We start from the raw sequence: 15031 nt of genomic DNA, 5'->3' as shown, positions 1-15031 counted from the left end.
CCACCCTCCGGTCGTCATGTCGTCGGCCTGTCTATTTCCGCAGCTCGATGACCGTCTTGCCGATACGGATCGGCGCTCCGGGCGGAATCGGCGTCGGTGTCGTCAGTCGGGACCGGTCCAGGTAGGTGCCGTTGGTGGACCCGAGGTCCTCCACGATCCACTGGCCGTCCCGGTCGGGGAAGATCCTGGCATGCCTGCTGGAGGCGTAGTCGTCGTCGAGCACGATCGTGGAGTCGTGCGCCCGGCCCAGGGTGATGGTCTGCCCCTGGAGGGCGACCGTGGTGCCGGTGAGCGAGCCCTCCGAGACGACGAGCTTGGTCGGCGCGCCGCGCCCGGAGCGGCCGCGGCCCTTCGACTGCTGCCGGCTCGGCTGGGCCTGGCGCTGCTGCGCCTGGCGCGGTGCGGGCCGTGCGTCGGGGCGCCGCGCGCCGCGCTGGGTCACCCGCGTGCCGAACAGGTCGCTCCGGATGACCTGCACGGCCACGATGACGAACAGCCACAGCACGGCGAGAAAACCCAACCGCATGACCGTCAGGGTCAGCTCTGACATTGCCCCCGCTTCACCCTTCGGCTTGCCGGTAAATGATCGTGGTGCTGCCCACGACGATCCGTGAGCCGTCGCGGAGCGTAGCGCGAGTGGTGTGCTGTCCGTCCACCACGATGCCGTTCGTGGATCCCAGATCCTGCACGTGCGCCGGTCCCGAACCGCTGGTGACGCGGATCTCACAGTGCTTCCGTGAGACGCCGGGGTCGTCGACCCGCACGTCCGCCTCGGTGCTGCGGCCGAGGACCATGGCGGCGGCGGAAACCTGGTGGCGGGTGCCGTTGATCTCGATCCAGCGCCGGACCCGGGAGTCGGGCAGCGGACCGCCGCCCGGCGGGTGTGCGGGCATCGGCGGCGCACCGGTGGGCCGCGGCGGGTATCCGCCGCCGGAACCGGCCGGACCGCCGCCGTGGGACTGGGAGGCGCTGGAGGCCAGGGTGCGGCTGCGTACCCGGTACAGGCCGGTGTCGAGGTCCTCGGCCCGTTCCAGGTGGACCTTGATGCTGCCCATGAAGGTGTAACGCTGCTGCTTGGCGTAGTCGCGGACCATGCCGGCGAGTTCGTCGCCGAGCTGCGCGGCGTAGGGGCTCAGGCGGTCGTAGTCGGGGGCGCTGAGCTGGACGACGAAGTCGTTGGGCACGACCGTCCGCTCGCGGTTCCAGATGGTCGCGTTGTTGTCGCACTCGCGCTGCAGTGCGCCGGCGATCTCGACCGGCTGCACCTCCGACTTGAACACCTTGGCGAAGGTGCCGTTGACGAGACCCTCGAGCCGCTGCTCGAACCGCTTCAGAACTCCCACGGTGCACCTCCTTCCCCGGTGGTGGCCGCTCTAGTACGGCCGTCGTGCGTTCCCAGTGTGACCGGACGCGTGCAGGGCCGCGTCGCAGTACTGCTTACTGATCGTATCCACGCGCGGAGGGTTCGACCGGTTCCCCGGCACGTACCTGCCGACGGTGTCGCCTTCTCTCGCCCGCACGTCCCCTGCACGATGGTAGAGGGCGGGTGCCGGTGCTCTGCGGACGGTGTGCCCCCGGCGGACCCCCGCGGGAGGCGGGTGCCGGGGTGCGGTGAACGGATGTGATCGCACCCCTGGTGGCGTGCTAACGTGTGGGTCGTCGGCAGGCGCCCGGAAGGGGCCCCGACGAAGGCCTCCCCGGCTAGTGCAGTGGGGAAGCAACCCGGGCGCGGGTGGCGGAATAGGCAGACGCGCTGGATTCAGGTTCCAGTGTCCTTACGGACGTGGGGGTTCAACTCCCCCCTCGCGCACCACGGAGCATCGACGAAGCGGGCTCCTCCGAGTGACGGAAGTCACCAGGGGGAGTCCGCTTCGTCGTGCGGATGCGGACCGGGTCCGGCAGGCTGCGGACCCCTCGGCCGGAGAGGCCCGCAGTGCTCGGGTGTCTCAGGCCGCGAGGCGCGCGGCGAGTTCCTTGCCGCGCGTGCGTGCCGTCTCCAGGGCGTCGGCGCGGGACTCCTCGAAGGCGGGCACCAGTGAGGACATGGCCGGGTTGATGGGGGCCATGGTGAGTTCCGGGATCAGGAACTCCGGCTCCATGCCGAGCTTGTCGCCCAGCACCATCCGCAGGTACGGCTCCACGTGGTCGTTGCCCTCCTCGGGGGTGCCGGGGCGGTACGAGCCGCCGCGCGAGGTGACGACCGTCACCGGCTTGCCGGCCAGCGAGGGGGACTCGGTCATCGCGGTGCGGCCGATGGCGATGACGTGGTCGAGCCAGGACTTCAGGACCGAGGGGACCGTGTAGTTGTGCATCGGGGCGCCGAGCACGATCGCGTCGGCGGTCTCGGCCTCCTCGATCAGCGTCTTGCGCAGGGCGAACGCCGTCCGCTGCTCCTCGTCCTGCTCGTCGGGGGCGGTGAAGCCGGCGTAGTAGCTGCCGGCGTCCAGGTGCGGCAGCGGGTCGGCGGCCAGATCGCGGTGGATCACCGTGCCCTCGGGGTGCTGCTCCTGCCACGCGTCCCGGAAGGCGGCGGTGACGGCGCGCGAGTGGGACCGGTCCCCGTTCAGGGAGGAATCGATGTGCAGCAGGGTGGCCATGGCGTGCTCCCGGGTACGTACCTGTTCTTTCGTGCGCTACTAGTCTTAACATATTTACTTACTTTTCTGCACCTCCTTGCCGTGGCGCAGTAGTCTGGAGTCATGGCGGAACTGCGGGAGGAAGAGTCCGGGCCCTCTGCGCCGGGCGAAGAACGGGCCGGCGGCCCGAACGCGAGCGGCGGGGGCTGCCACACGCCGGACGCCGGGATCACCCGGGTCTTCGCGATGCTCGGCAAGCGCTGGACGGGGCTCATCATCGCCGCCCTGATGAACGGGCCAGGCCACTTCGCCGAGCTGCGCCGGGCCGTGCCCGGCATCAGCGAGCGCATGCTGTCCGACCGGCTCACGGAGCTGGCCTCGCTCGGCCTCGTGGTCCGCGAGGTCGACTCCGGACCGCCGCTGCGGGTGAGCTACCGGCTGACCGCGGCCGGCCTCGCGCTGCGGCCCGCCATGGTCGAGCTCACCCGCTGGGCCGACACGCACCTCCCGGAGTCGGCCGCCGGCTGCCCCTCCGCCTTCCGCGGCTGACGGGCACCCACGCCGGCCCTCCCCCGACGGCCTTCCGGCGATCCCCTCGTCACACCGCACGGCCCTGGGTACCGTCGGGGTGCCGTCACGCTCTTCGGCGGCGGACACCACAGAACCCGAAGCGGGGGAGAGAATGGCCCGGATTCCGCACGTCGAGGGCTTCGTACGCAGGCCGCGGGGCGCCTCGCCCAAGCGCGCCGGGAAGGCGCTGCGGGACCGGGTGCCCCGCAGTGCGCACGCCGCGTTCCACACCCCCGGCGACCGGCCCGACGCGGTCACCGCGGTCCAGGAGTCCAACCGCGGCCGGCTGCCGCAGCTGACACCGATACGCGTCGGCCGCATGGTCGCCTCCCCCTTCGCCTTCCTGCGCGGCTCGGCCGGCCTGATGGCCCACGACCTGGCGCACGCCACACCCGTCACGGGCATCGCCGCGCAGCTCTGCGGCGACGCGCACGCCGCCAACTTCGGGCTCTACGGCGACGCACGCGGCGACCTCGTGATCGACCTCAACGACTTCGACGAGACCGTCGTCGGCCCCTGGGAGTGGGACGTCAAACGGCTCGCCACCTCGCTGGTCCTCGCCGGACGGGAGGTCGGGGCCGGTGAGGACGCCTGCCTGGACGCCGCGCGCGACTGCGTCGCCTCCTACCGCCACACCCTCCGCCTGCTGGCCCGGATGCCCGTGACCGAGGCCTGGAACGCCATCGCCGACGAGGAACTCGTCTCCCACAGCGACGCCCGTGACCTCGTCGGCACCCTGCGCCGCGTGGCGAAGAAGGCGCGGCGGAACACCAGCGCCCGCTTCGCCGCGAAGGCCACCGAGCCGGACGGTGACGGCGGGCGCCGGTTCGTCGACGCCCCTCCGGTGCTGCGCCGCGTCGGCGACGCCGAGGCCGCCCGCGTCGCCGCCGCCCTCGGCCCGTACCTGGCGACGCTTCCGGAGGACCGGCACCCGCTGCTCGGCCGGTACGCCCTCCACGACGTGGCCTTCCGCGTCGTCGGCACCGGCAGCGTGGGCACCCGCAGCTACGTGGTGCTGCTGCTCGACCACCGCGGCAAGCCCCTCGTCCTCCAGGTGAAGGAGGCGCGCCCTTCCGTACTCGGTCCCCACCTGCCCGCCGCCGGGTTCGAGGCGCCGTCCGCCGCGGTGCACGCCGGCCGCCGGGTCGTGCTCGGACAGAAGCGGATGCAGGTGGTGAGCGACATCCTGCTGGGCTGGACCACGGTGGAGGACCGGCCCTTCCAGGTACGGCAGTTCCGCAACCGGAAGGGCAGCGTGGACCCGGCCGGCCTCGCGCCCGACCAGCTCGACGACTACGGGCGGATGACCGGGGCCCTGCTGGCGCGTGCCCACTCGCACAGCGCCGACCCGCAGGAACTCGCGGGCTACTGCGGGAAGAACGAGGAGCTGGAGGAGGCCGTCGGCGCGTTCGCCGTCCGCTACGCCGACCGCACCGAGGCGGACCACGCGGTGCTGGCCGCCGCGGTGCGTGACGGTCGCGTCGCCGCCGAGGTGGGAGTCTGAGCCGCCCGTTCCGTAGGCTGGCCGGGAGGCCCGCGCCGCGTCCGTCGCGGCGGCCGTCGGACCCGACCGGCCGGGGAGAGCCCGGACAGCATCGCGAGGAAGTACCCAGTGCGCCAGGAAGCCGAACACCACGCCACGCAGCACGCCGGGGACAGCTCCGGAACGGACGCCGGGCGGGAGGAGGCGGAAGAACCGGGGACCGAGCGGCTGGAGGCCGCCGTCCGCGTCGCCGAGGACGCGCTGATCGAGTTCGAGATCGCGGTGGAGACCTTCCGCGTCGAGGTGGAGAACTTCTCCCGGCTGCACCACCAGCGCCTCGGCCCGATGTACGCGCGTCTCGACGAGCTCGACGCCCGTATCGCCGAGGCGATCGCCGCCCGGAGCGGCGACCCGGAGGACCGGCGGCGGGCCGACGAGGCGCGCGCGGCCGTGCTGCCCATGCCGGGAGTGGAGGAGCTGTTCCACGGCTGGATCGACTCCGAGGGGCTCTCGCCGGAGGCGAAGGCCATGCTCAACGAGCAGCCCGTGCAGCCGCCCAGCCGGGTGCGCCCGAGCGACGAGACGCGGAAGGCCTACCGCGAACTCGTCCGTGAGGCGCACCCCGATCTGGCCCAGGAGGACGCCGAACGCCGACGCCGCGAGGACTTCATGGCGCGGGTCAACGAGGCGTACGCACGCGGCGACACCGACGGCCTGCACGCCCTGGCGGCCGAGTGGCGTCAGGGCCCGGCGGCCCGGGCGCCCGAGCGGGAGCCGCACCGCGCCGAACTGCTGTACGCCCGGCTGGAGTGGCTCTCCGCGCGCAAGGAGGAACTGGTCGCGATGGTGCGGGAGCTGGAGGAGTCGGCGATCGGTGCGATGCTGCGCATGGCCCCCGACGACCCGGACCGGCTGCTCGAGGAGATCGCGGAGAAGCTGCTGGCCGACGTCTCCGAGCGCGAGGCGCGGCTGGCGGAGCTGGCGGCCGACGGCTGACGTGCCGTGCGGGCCACCGCAGGCCGACCGGCCGTGCGGAAGAAGGAACACGCTGTGAGAGGGCGAGCGATGGATTTCGGTCAGGTGCTGCAGGTCGACGTCTCCCAGGTGCCCGAAGGCGGGCTGCTGCTGGATGTGCGCGAAAACGACGAATGGGCGGCGGGGCACGCCGAGGGGGCGCTGCACATCCCGATGAGCGACTTCGTCGCCCGCTACCCGGAGCTGACCGAGCGGATCGACGGCGACGCACCGGTGTTCGTGATCTGCCGTTCCGGGGGCCGGTCCGCGCAGGTCACCCAGTACCTGCGGCAGCAGGGCGTGACGGCGGTCAACGTCGACGGCGGCATGGGAGCCTGGCAGTCCGCCGGCCGGCCGATGGTCGCCGAGAACGGCGCCGCCTACGTGAAGTAGCCGCCCCGCAGGGCCGCGGGCACCCGCGGCGGGCCCGGCCGGCGTGCGGCGGTCAGCCCCGGTCGTCGAGGCGCTGCTCCAGACGGTCGAAGCGCTGGTGCACCGACCGCATCTCGGCGGTCAGGCTCCGGGCCCGCTCCTGCTCGAACCGCCGGACGGTCGCCCCGAGCTCGCGCAGGTCCCGGGAGGCGCGGCCGACGAACCAGGTGGCGAGGGCGGCCGTGACGACGGAGAACGTCGTGATGCCGACGATCATGACCACGGCGGCGATCACCCTGCCGCCGGCGGTCACCGGGTACATGTCGCCGTAGCCCACGGTGGTGGCGGTCTCCACCGACCACCACAGCGCACGGGGATAGCTGGTGATGGTGGCGCCGGGGGCGTTCTCCTCCAGCGGCAGAATCGCCGCGGAGCCCGCCAGCAGCACGACAGCGGACACGACCAGTCCGGCCACGGCGGCGCGCACGTGGGTGCGCTGCCACCAGCGGCTGCCGCGCAGCCGCGCCCAGACGAGCGTGAGGAAGGCCGGCACGCCTGCGAGCCTACGCACGGTGCGTGCCCGGTGCCGCGCGTGACACTCGCCCGGTCCGTTCCGGCGGTGCCGGTGCCCGGGCCCGCAGCGCCACCTCAGGCGTCGAAGTCGACCTCGACCTCCGACGTCGTCGGGTGCGACTGGCAGGCCAGTACGTACCCCGCCTCGACCTCCTCCGGTTCCAGGGCGTAGTTGCGGTCCATACGCACCTCGCCCGACAGCAGCCTGACCCGGCAGGTGCCGCACACGCCTCCCTTGCAGGCGTACGGCGCGTCGGCACGGTTGCGCAGCACGGTCTCCAGCACCGACTCGCCGCTCTCCATCGGCCAGCTGCCGGAGCGGCCGTCGAGGGTGGCGGTGACCTTCGCCGAATCCGGCGCCGGAGGACGGGACGAGGCCGGGGGTGCCGCCGACTCGTCCGCGTGGAAGATCTCCTGGTGCACCCGGGTGCGCGGCACCGCGAGGTCGTGCAGGGCCTTCGCCGCGCCCTCGACCAGGCCCAGCGGCCCGCACAGGAACCAGCCGTCCACGCGGTCGACGGGGACCAGGCGGGGCAGCAGATCCGCGAGACGCTCGGTGTCGAGCCGTCCGGACGCGAGGCCGGAGGCCTGCTCCTCCCGGGAGAAGGCGTGGACGAGCTGGAGGCGGTCGGGGAAGCGGTCCTTCAGGTCGGCCAGTTCCTCGAGGAACATCGTGGACGCGGCGGAGCGGTCGCTGCGGACAAGGCAGAACCGTGCGTCCGGTTCCCGTTCCAGCAGCGTGCCCACGATGGACAGGACCGGCGTGATGCCGCTGCCGCCGACGATCCCCACGAAGTAGCCGGTGCGCGGCGGCAGCGTGAAACGCCCCGTCGGGGGGAGCACCTCGACGCTGTCGCCGACGGCCAGCTCGTGGAGCGCGTACGTCGAGAACGAGCCGCCCTCGACGCCCCGCACGCCGATGCGCAGCGACGCGGGCGCCTCGGAGGCGGGCGCGCACAGCGAGTAGGTGCGGCGGATCTCCGTGCCGTCCTCGCCGGTGCGGCGCAGCGCGATGTGCTGCCCGGGGTCGTAGCGGTAGGCGGTGCGGAGCTCCTCCGGGACGGCGAAGGTCACCGCGACGGCGTCGTCGGTGAGCCGGTCCACCGCTGTGACCTGAAGCGGGTGGAACATGCGGTCACAGCTCCTTGAAGTGGTCGAAGGGCTCGCCGCAGGTGTCGCAGCGGCGCAGGGCCTTGCAGGCGGTGGAGGAGAAGCGGCTGAGCAGGGTGGTCGCCACCGATCCGCAGTGCGGGCAGCGCACCGGTTCGTCGGTCGTCAGCGCGGGCGGCACCGTGGGAGCCTCCGTCCCGAGTTGGGTCGGGCCGAGTTCCACCGCGACCGGGCCCGCCGCGCGTTCCCGGGTGGAGCGGGGCGGTGCGATGCCGAACTCGGCGAGCTTGCGGCGGCCCTCGGCGGTGATGTCGTCGGTGGACCAGGCCGGGGACAGCACGGTCCGCACCGTCACGTCCGCCACGCCCTCCTCCGCCCGCAGGGCCGTCTCGATGTCGGCGGCCATCGTCTCGACGGCCGGGCAGCCGGTGTAGGTGGGCGTCAGCCGGACCTCGATGTGCCCCGGTGCGCTTTCCTCCACCCCGCGCAGCACGCCGAGTTCGGCGAGGCTGAGCACGGGCAGCTCCGGGTCGGGCACCGCGCCCGCGCGGTCGAGCAGGGTGCGGAGCCGGTCCTCGGCGACACTCACCATGACGCCCCCGGGTGACTGCGGTGCAGGTGCTGCATCTCGGCGAGCATCCGCCCGAAGGGTTCGGTGTGCAGGCCCTGGCGTCCTGCGCCGGCGGTCCAGCCGTCGCCCTGCGGGGTCTCGGGGACGGTCAGCGTGGCGCGCCGCAGGACGTCGGTGACGCGTTCGGTCCAGGTGGTGCGCAGCGCGTCGAGGTCGAGGTCGAGGCCCTCGAGCGGCTGGAAGAGTTCGTCGGTGTACCGCCAGAGGGTGTCGACCGCGTTCTGCGTGCGGGCGTGGCTCTCCTCGGTGCCGTCCCCCAGCCGCAGCGTCCAGTGTTCGGCGTGGTCGCGGTGGTACGCGATCTCCTTCACGGCCTTGCCGGCCAGCGGCAGCGTCCGGGTGAGCTGCCCGTACAGCAGTTCCTGCCAGGTGGAGAACAGGAGCTGGCGGGTGAGGGTGCGGGCGAAGTCGCCGTTCGGCTGCTCGACCAGCCGGCAGTTCACGAAGGCGCGCTCCTCGCGGAGGAAGGCGAGCTCGTCCTCGTCGCCCAGGTCGGCGTAGAGCGCGCGTGCCTGGCCGAGCAGGTCGAGTGCGATGTTGGCGAGCGCGACCTCCTCCTCGAGGACGGGCGCGTGGCCCGCCCACTCTCCCAGGCGGTGGGAGAGCACGAGGGCGTCGTCGGCGAGGGCGAGCGTTCCGCGGGCGGGTGCCCTGGTGCCGGGGGCGGCCGGGATCACAGGTTCTTCACCCCTTCGGGCACCTCGTAGAAGGTCGGGTGCCGGTACGCCTTGTCGGCGGCCGGCTCGAAGAACGGGTCCTTCTCGTCCGGGGAGGAGGCCGTGACGGCGGCGGACGGCACGACCCACAGGGAGACGCCTTCGCTCCGCCGCGTGTACAGGTCGCGGGCGTTGCGCAGCGCCATCTCGGCGTCGGGCGCGTGCAGGCTGCCCGCATGGGTGTGCGACAGGCCGCGCCGGCTGCGCACGAACACCTCCCACAGGGGCCAGTCGCTGTTCATCGGGACGCCGCCTCCTCGCGGTTCGTACGGTTCCGGCCGGGTGCGCCGGCGTGCTTCTCGGCGTACGCTGCCGCCGCCTCCCGTACCCAGGCGCCCTCCTCGTGGGCGCGGCGCCGCTGGGTGATCCGCTGCTCGTTGCACGGGCCGTTGCCCTTGAGTACGGCCTTGAACTCGGACCAGTCGATGGGGCCGAAGTCCCAGTGGCCGGTCTCCTCGTTCCACGTCAGGTCCGGGTCGGGGAGCGTCAGGCCGAGGGCCTCCGCCTGCGGCACGCAGATGTCGACGAAGCGGCGCCGCAGCTCGTCGTTGGAGTGCCGCTTGATCCGCCAGGCCATCGACTGCTCGCTGTGCGCGGACTCGTCGTCCGGCGGGCCGAACATCATCAGGGACGGCCACCACCAGCGGTTCACGGCGTCCTGCGCCATGGCGTGCTGGGCCTCGGTGCCGCGGCTGAGTTCCAGCAGCAGTTCGTAGCCCTGGCGCTGGTGGAAGGACTCCTCCTTGCACACCCGCACCATCGCGCGGGCGTACGGGCCGTAGGAGCAGCGGCAGAGCGGCACCTGGTTGGTGATGGCGGCGCCGTCGACGAGCCAGCCGATCGCGCCGACGTCGGCCCAGGTCAGGGTGGGGTAGTTGAAGATCGAGGAGTACTTCTGGCGTCCGCTGTGCAGCTTGTCCAGCATCTCCTCGCGCCCGGTGCCGAGGGTTTCGGCGGCGCTGTAGAGGTAGAGGCCGTGGCCGGCCTCGTCCTGCACCTTGGCCATGAGGATCGCCTTGCGGCGCAGCGAGGGGGCGCGGGTGATCCAGTTCGCCTCGGGCTGCATGCCGATGATCTCGGAGTGCGCGTGCTGGGCGATCTGCCGGACGAGCGTCGCGCGGTAGGCGTCCGGCATCCAGTCGCGCGGCTCGATCCGCTCGTCCGCGGCGATCGTGGCCTCGAAGGCCGCCTCGCGTGCTTCTGGCCCCGGCTCCGTCTCCGGTAGCACCGTCGTCATGCCTGCCCTCCCGGCTTCGCCCGACTCAACCGACCGACCGATCGTTCGGTTTCATGGTGTGCCGGTGCGCAGGACGCTGTCAAGACCGCCCGGGAAGGCTCTAACCTCGTGCACGGACCGGAACCGGGGGAAGCAGAGGGGATCGGGGAGGGCATGGAGCCTGAACAGGAGCGGCACGGCGGTGGCGGCGATGTCGTGTCGCTGTCGTGGCCCGGCAGGGCGGCCGTCGCCGCGGGTGTGGGCGTCGTCGCAGTGGCCACCGCGGTGCACCTGGTGATGGTGTTCCTGCACGTGGCGCCCGCCAACACGCTGAGCAAGCAGCACGGCGAGACGGTCGACGCGTACGTCTACCCCGAGTTCGAACAGAACTGGAAGCTGTTCGCGCCCAACCCGCTGCAGCAGAACGTGGCCGTCCAGGCCCGCGCCGAGTACGTGCGCGACGGCGGCGCCACCGGCACCACCGGCTGGGTCGACCTGAGCGCCCAGGACGGTGCGCGCATCCGCGGCAACCCCTTCCCGAGCCACACGGCGCAGAACGAGCTGCGGCGCGCCTGGGACTTCCTCGTCGGCACGCACGACTCCGACGGCGAGCCGGAGGGCATGCGCGGCGAACTGTCCGAGGAGTACGTCAAGCGCATCGTGATGGACCGCTTCGGCCCGCACACCCACGGCGGCACCGTCCACCGCGTGCAGGTGCGGTCCGCCACCACGCGGGTAGACGCGCCCCGCTGGAGCAGCGAGAGGTTCGACACGGAGACGGAGTACCACGTGATCCCCTGGTGGGACGTCGATCCGGCCGCGTTCGGCGGAGGAGGCACCGACTCGTGAGCACGCAGTCCTCCACCCCGCGGGGCGTGCACGTCCCGGCACCCCGGCACGCGGCCGAGCCGACCGCCGGCGGAGACGGTGCCGCCCCCGTGCGGCACCCCTGGAAGTCCCGCGGCGAGCTCCTCGTGGAGCGCGGTCTGGTGCAGGTCACCTCGCGGACGCTGGGCCGGTACCAGGCGGCGGTCGTCCGGATCGGGTTCGCCGTCACCTGGCTTCTGTACCTGCTCCGCGAAGCGCCGCACCGCCACGAGCTGTACGGACCGGACGGGCCCTGGGGATTCGACCTCGCGCAGCGCCTGGTGTCCTCCAACGAGGCGTTCACGGTACTGCTCTGGTCCGACAGCACCTTCTGGTTCGAGGTCGTGTACGGCCTGGCTCTTCTCGCCGCGGCCGCGCTGGCGCTGGGCTGGCACACCCGCGCCGCGTCCGTCCTCTTCATGATCGGGGTGCTGTCCCTGCAGAACCGCAGCGTGTTCATGGGTGACGGCGGGGACAACATCATCCACCTGATGGCCATGTACCTGGTGCTCACCCGCTGCGGGCGGGTCTGGTCGCTGGACGCGCGGCGCGCCGGCCGTGCCCGCGCGCGGGGCGAGCGGGACGACATCGGCGGCATCGTGCTGTGGGTCCTCGCAGGACTGGCCCTGCTCGCCGCGGTGGCGGGCCCCGGCCTCAGCGGCGGCTGGACGCTGATACTCGTCGGCCTCTGGGCCGTGCAGGGCGTGTGGTGGGCCGCGGGCCGGTACACCCCCGGGGAACCCCGCACCGTGCTCGACATGCTCGGGAACCTGGTGCACAACGCCACCCTGCTGGTGATCATGGCCGAGGTCTGCCTCGTGTACTCCACGGCCGGCTGGTACAAGATCCAGGGGTCCCGCTGGCAGGACGGCACCGCGGCCTACTACCCCATGAAGCTGGACTACTTCTCGCCGTGGCCGGAGCTGGGCGACCTGCTCGCGGGCAGCGGACTGGCGATCCTGGTGGTGACCTACGGCACGGTGATGGTGCAGGTCGCCTTCCCCTTCACGCTGTTCCACCGCAAGGTGAAGAACGTGCTGCTCGCCCTGATGATCGGCGAGCACCTCAGCATCGCGGTGCTGCTCGGCCTGCCGTTCTTCTCGATGGCGATGATCGCCGCCGACGCCGTGTTCCTCCCGACCGCGCTGCTGGTGTGGTTCGGCGCGCGCTGTGCGTGGCTGCGGGCGCGGCTCGGACGCTCCGGTGACGGACCGGCGTACGGCACCGCCACGCTGCCCGCCGCGAGATCGGGCGACGCGACGCCGGCCGGGGAGGCGGCCGAGGACGGTCCTGCCGTCCCGGAGCCCTCCCGCGCGCACCTGCCCGGCTGAGCAGCGGGGAGACTGGTGGCCGTGACCGACACCGCACGACACTGGCGCGCCCTGGCCGCCGATCCGGGAACGGTACTGCTCGACGGCTTCCACGCCCTCAAGCACGCCCTCCGCTTCGGCGCCCGGGTGCCCCTCGCCCTCGCCGAGGACCGCGAGGCCGCCCTCGGTCTGGCCCGGGATCTCGCCCCGGACGTCGCACCGGCGCTGGCCCGCTGCCTCGAGCCCGTCTCCGCCGAGGTGCTGCGCGGCCTCGTCCCCCGCCCCCACCCCACGGGAGTGGCGGCGCTCGCCGTGCGGGAGGCGACCGGGGGCGGCGGGCAGGCCGCGGGCCCGACGGTCGTCCTGGACGACCCCAGGCATCTGGGCAACATCGGCGCCGTCGTCCGGCTCGCCGCGGGCTGCGGCGCCGGCGGTGTGCTCACCACCGGGACCGTCGACCCCTGGCACCCCACCGTGGTGCGGGCCGCTGCGGGACTGCACTTCGCGACCCGCGTCGAGCGGTGCCGGGGAGGCGCGGACCTGCCCTCCGGCCCGCTGTTCGCCCTCGACCCCGAGGGCGAGGACCTGCGCGGCCTGGAACTGCCCGACGACGCGCTGCTCGCCTTCGGCTCCGAACGCCACGGCCTCTCCGACGACCTGCGGGCGCGGGCGGACCGTCTCGTGGCCCTGCCCATGCGCCCGCAGGTCTCCAGCTACAACCTCGCCACGTCCGTGGCCATGACGCTGTACCACTGGATGGCACGGCGCCCCGGCCCCTGACGGGCGGCCCGCCCGGTCACGCCGGGCGGCGCACCTCCACCGTGCGGAACCGGTTGGCGACGAACGCGCCGTCGCACAGCGCGGCGTTCGCCGCCGGGTTGCCGCCCGAGCCGTGGAAGTCCGAGAACCCCGCGGTCTGGTTCACGTACACCCCGCCGGTGAGGTTCAGGGAGAGTTGCGCGCACTCCTCCAGGCAGGCCTCCTCGACGAGCTTCTCCACGGTGCCGGAGGTGGTGTAGGCACCCACGGTCATGGCGCCCTGCTCCCGCACGGTGCGCCGCAGCAGCGCCACCGCGGCCTCGGCGGAGTCGACGGCGACCGCGAACGAGACCGGCCCGAAGCACTCCGAGAGGTAGGTGGCCTCGCTCTCCGGCTTGCCGCTGTCCAGCTTCACCACGACCGGGGTGCGGACCGTCGCGTCGGGGAAGTCGGGGTGGGTGAGCGTGCGCGAGGGGAGCGCCACCTCGCCGAGCGAAGCGGCCGCGTCGATGCGCTCCCCCACCTGCGGGTTCACGATCGCGCCGAGTACGGCGTTGGCCCGGGCGTCGTCGCCGAGCAGCTTGCCGACGGCACCGGCCAGATCGGACACCACCTCGTCGAAGGACTTCTCCCCCTGGTCGGTGGTGATCCCGCCGCGCGGGATCAGCAGGTTCTGCGGGGTCGTGCACATCTGGCCGCTGTACAGCGACAGTGAGAACGCCAGGTTGCCCAGCATGCCCTTGTAGTCGTCGGTCGACTCGACGACGACCGTGTTGACGCCGGCCTTCTCGGTGTAGACCTGCGCCTGCGGGGCGTGCTGCTCCAGCCAGTCGCCGAAGGCGGTGGAACCGGTGTAGTCGATGATCCGCACCTCGGGCCGGACCGCGAGCTGCTTGGCGATGCCCTCGCCCTCCCGCTCGGCCGCCAGCGCCACCAGGTTCGGGTCGAAGCCGGCCTCCGCGAGCACCTCGCGGGCGATCCTCACCGTCAGCGCGAGCGGCAGGACGGCACGCGGGTGCGGCTTGACCAGCACGGGGTTCCCGGTGGCCAGCGAGGCGAAGAGGCCCGGGAATCCGTTCCAGGTCGGGAAGGTGTTGCAGCCGATCAGCAGGGCGACGCCGCGTCCGACCGCCGTGAACTGCTTGCTGAGGTCCAGCGGGTCCCGCTTGCCCTGCGGCTTGGACCAGTGGGCGGTGCCCGGCACCCGCGTCTGCTCCACGTACGCGTACGCCACGGCCTCCATGCCGCGGTCCTGCGCGTGGGGGCCGCCCGCCTGGAGCGCCATCATGAACGCCTGCCCGCTGGTGTGCATGACCGCGTGCGCGAACTCGTGGGTGCGGGCGTTGATCCGGGCCAGGATCTCCAGGCACACCGCGGCGCGCCCCTCGGGCCCGGCCGCGCGCCAGGCAGGCATCGCCGCACGCATCGCGGGCAGCAGGACGTCGGGGTCGGCGTGGGGGTACTCGACACCCATCGGGATGCCGTACGGCGAGGTCTCCGTCGCCGACCAGCCGTCCGTACCGGGCTGGTCCAGCGGGAAGCGGCCGCCGAGCAGCGCGTCGAACGCCGCCTTGCCCTCCTCCGCGCTCAGCGAGCCGTTCTCGCCGTACGCCTTCGGGTGCTCCGGGTGCGGCGACCAGTAGGCGCGTGTGCCGATCGTCTCGACGGCCTTCTCGAACGTGGCGCGGTGCTTCTCGATGAGCTGCTCTGCGGTGGGTCCGGCGGTCACGGTCACGATGACGCTCTCCTCGTCGAGCCGGTGTGCGGGGTGTGCGCGGTGCGGGGTAGCTGAATGCACGGCAATGGATAGATACTGCTACCGAACGATCGGTCG

17 protein-coding genes and 1 tRNA gene are annotated in these 15031 nt (G+C 72.7%); 8 read left to right on the top strand and 10 right to left on the bottom strand.

All coding sequences use genetic code 11. From position 1 onward, the window contains the following. Window positions 1-31 precede the first annotated feature (31 nt). Window positions 32-550 carry an FHA domain-containing protein FhaB/FipA gene (locus ACL06G_RS01000; protein WP_412835183.1) on the bottom strand — a complete coding sequence of 173 codons (519 nt, stop codon included), beginning with the start codon at window positions 548-550 and terminating at the stop codon, window positions 32-34. 10 nt (window positions 551-560) lie between these two features. Then, window positions 561-1343: an FHA domain-containing protein gene (locus tag ACL06G_RS00995; RefSeq protein WP_412784742.1), complete on the bottom strand. Its 783-nt coding sequence runs from the start codon at window positions 1341-1343 to the stop codon at window positions 561-563. 383 nt (window positions 1344-1726) lie between these two features. Here ACL06G_RS00995 and ACL06G_RS00990 point away from each other — a divergent pair. Beyond that, window positions 1727-1813 (top strand) — tRNA-Leu (locus ACL06G_RS00990). Window positions 1814-1946: 133 nt separating this feature from the next. Here ACL06G_RS00990 and ACL06G_RS00985 read toward each other — a convergent pair. Next, window positions 1947-2597, bottom strand: a complete 651-nt coding sequence (locus ACL06G_RS00985) for an FMN-dependent NADH-azoreductase (protein ID WP_412784743.1) — start codon at window positions 2595-2597, stop codon at window positions 1947-1949. Window positions 2598-2822: 225 nt separating this feature from the next. Here ACL06G_RS00985 and ACL06G_RS00980 point away from each other — a divergent pair, with 225 nt between their 5' ends. The 4 genes from ACL06G_RS00980 (at window position 2823) to ACL06G_RS00965 (ending at window position 6036) form a co-directional block, all read left to right on the top strand. Continuing rightward, window positions 2823-3125 carry a winged helix-turn-helix transcriptional regulator gene (locus ACL06G_RS00980; RefSeq protein WP_412784900.1) on the top strand — a complete coding sequence of 101 codons (303 nt, stop codon included), beginning with the start codon at window positions 2823-2825 and terminating at the stop codon, window positions 3123-3125. A gap of 79 nt (window positions 3126-3204) precedes the next feature. Next, entirely contained in the window at window positions 3205-4650 is a 1446-nt protein-coding gene (locus ACL06G_RS00975) for a DUF2252 domain-containing protein (protein ID WP_412784744.1), read from the top strand. A gap of 207 nt (window positions 4651-4857) precedes the next feature. Further along, window positions 4858-5625, top strand: coding sequence for a J domain-containing protein (locus ACL06G_RS00970; protein WP_412784901.1), 768 nt, complete (start codon window positions 4858-4860; stop codon window positions 5623-5625). Window positions 5626-5694: 69 nt separating this feature from the next. Next, window positions 5695-6036, top strand: a complete 342-nt coding sequence (locus ACL06G_RS00965) for a rhodanese-like domain-containing protein (protein WP_412835182.1) — start codon at window positions 5695-5697, stop codon at window positions 6034-6036. 52 nt (window positions 6037-6088) lie between these two features. Here the strand turns inward: ACL06G_RS00965 and ACL06G_RS00960 are convergent, their stop codons facing one another. The 6 genes from ACL06G_RS00960 to paaA all read right to left on the bottom strand — a co-directional run bounded on the left by ACL06G_RS00960 (window position 6089) and on the right by paaA (window position 10282). Continuing rightward, entirely contained in the window at window positions 6089-6568 is a 480-nt protein-coding gene (locus ACL06G_RS00960) for a potassium channel family protein (protein WP_412835181.1), read from the bottom strand. Window positions 6569-6663: 95 nt separating this feature from the next. After that, a complete protein-coding gene (locus ACL06G_RS00955) occupies window positions 6664-7719 on the bottom strand; it encodes a 2Fe-2S iron-sulfur cluster-binding protein (protein WP_412835180.1) in 1056 nt (351 codons plus the stop codon). 4 nt (window positions 7720-7723) lie between these two features. Then, window positions 7724-8290, bottom strand: coding sequence for a 1,2-phenylacetyl-CoA epoxidase subunit PaaD (gene paaD / locus ACL06G_RS00950; RefSeq protein ID WP_412784747.1), 567 nt, complete (start codon window positions 8288-8290; stop codon window positions 7724-7726). Continuing rightward, the gene (gene paaC, locus ACL06G_RS00945) at window positions 8284-9006 is read right to left on the bottom strand and encodes a 1,2-phenylacetyl-CoA epoxidase subunit PaaC (RefSeq protein ID WP_412784748.1); all 723 of its coding nucleotides are present in this window, start codon (window positions 9004-9006) and stop codon (window positions 8284-8286) included. Before paaC ends, paaD begins: the two co-directional genes overlap by 7 nt. Then, the gene (gene paaB, locus ACL06G_RS00940) at window positions 9003-9287 is read right to left on the bottom strand and encodes a 1,2-phenylacetyl-CoA epoxidase subunit PaaB (RefSeq protein ID WP_412784749.1); all 285 of its coding nucleotides are present in this window, start codon (window positions 9285-9287) and stop codon (window positions 9003-9005) included. The genes paaC and paaB overlap by 4 nt, the downstream gene beginning before the upstream one ends. Continuing rightward, window positions 9284-10282, bottom strand: a complete 999-nt coding sequence (gene paaA / locus ACL06G_RS00935) for a 1,2-phenylacetyl-CoA epoxidase subunit PaaA (protein WP_412784750.1) — start codon at window positions 10280-10282, stop codon at window positions 9284-9286. Before paaA ends, paaB begins: the two co-directional genes overlap by 4 nt. 153 nt (window positions 10283-10435) lie before the next feature. Here paaA and ACL06G_RS00930 point away from each other — a divergent pair, with 153 nt between their 5' ends. Genes ACL06G_RS00930 through ACL06G_RS00920 form a run of 3 tightly spaced genes read left to right on the top strand, consistent with a single transcriptional unit; the run spans window position 10436 to window position 13218 of the window. Beyond that, complete coding sequence (locus ACL06G_RS00930) at window positions 10436-11110, top strand: DUF5819 family protein (RefSeq protein ID WP_412784751.1); 675 nt, start codon at window positions 10436-10438, stop codon at window positions 11108-11110. Next, window positions 11107-12459: an HTTM domain-containing protein gene (locus ACL06G_RS00925; RefSeq protein WP_412784752.1), complete on the top strand. Its 1353-nt coding sequence runs from the start codon at window positions 11107-11109 to the stop codon at window positions 12457-12459. Before ACL06G_RS00930 ends, ACL06G_RS00925 begins: the two co-directional genes overlap by 4 nt. A gap of 21 nt (window positions 12460-12480) precedes the next feature. Then, window positions 12481-13218, top strand: coding sequence for a TrmH family RNA methyltransferase (locus ACL06G_RS00920; protein ID WP_412784753.1), 738 nt, complete (start codon window positions 12481-12483; stop codon window positions 13216-13218). 16 nt (window positions 13219-13234) lie between these two features. Here the strand turns inward: ACL06G_RS00920 and paaN are convergent, their stop codons facing one another. Further along, complete coding sequence (gene paaN / locus ACL06G_RS00915) at window positions 13235-14926, bottom strand: phenylacetic acid degradation protein PaaN (protein WP_412835243.1); 1692 nt, start codon at window positions 14924-14926, stop codon at window positions 13235-13237. Between the last annotated feature and the right edge of the window lie 105 nt (window positions 14927-15031).

The sequence above is a fragment of the Streptomyces callyspongiae genome, assembly GCF_047200695.1.
Lineage (GTDB): Bacteria > Actinomycetota > Actinomycetes > Streptomycetales > Streptomycetaceae > Streptomyces.
Note: the sequence above shows the minus strand (reverse complement) of the source record. Positions and strands in the feature narration are given on the sequence as shown.

What these genes read in the sequence shown, in the direction of transcription:
- ACL06G_RS01000 (WP_412835183.1), bottom strand. Translation starts at nt 550, where the DNA reads ATGTCAGAGCTGACCCTGACGGTCATGCGGTTGGGTTTTCTCGCCGTG.
- ACL06G_RS00985 (WP_412784743.1), bottom strand. Translation starts at nt 2,597, where the DNA reads ATGGCCACCCTGCTGCACATCGATTCCTCCCTGAACGGGGACCGGTCC.
- ACL06G_RS00980 (WP_412784900.1), top strand. Translation starts at nt 2,823, where the DNA reads ATGCTCGGCAAGCGCTGGACGGGGCTCATCATCGCCGCCCTGATGAAC.
- ACL06G_RS00965 (WP_412835182.1), top strand. Translation starts at nt 5,695, where the DNA reads ATGGATTTCGGTCAGGTGCTGCAGGTCGACGTCTCCCAGGTGCCCGAA.
- ACL06G_RS00955 (WP_412835180.1), bottom strand. Translation starts at nt 7,719, where the DNA reads ATGTTCCACCCGCTTCAGGTCACAGCGGTGGACCGGCTCACCGACGAC.
- paaD (WP_412784747.1), bottom strand. Translation starts at nt 8,290, where the DNA reads ATGGTGAGTGTCGCCGAGGACCGGCTCCGCACCCTGCTCGACCGCGCG.
- paaB (WP_412784749.1), bottom strand. Translation starts at nt 9,287, where the DNA reads ATGAACAGCGACTGGCCCCTGTGGGAGGTGTTCGTGCGCAGCCGGCGC.
- paaA (WP_412784750.1), bottom strand. Translation starts at nt 10,282, where the DNA reads ATGACGACGGTGCTACCGGAGACGGAGCCGGGGCCAGAAGCACGCGAG.
- ACL06G_RS00930 (WP_412784751.1), top strand. Translation starts at nt 10,436, where the DNA reads ATGGAGCCTGAACAGGAGCGGCACGGCGGTGGCGGCGATGTCGTGTCG.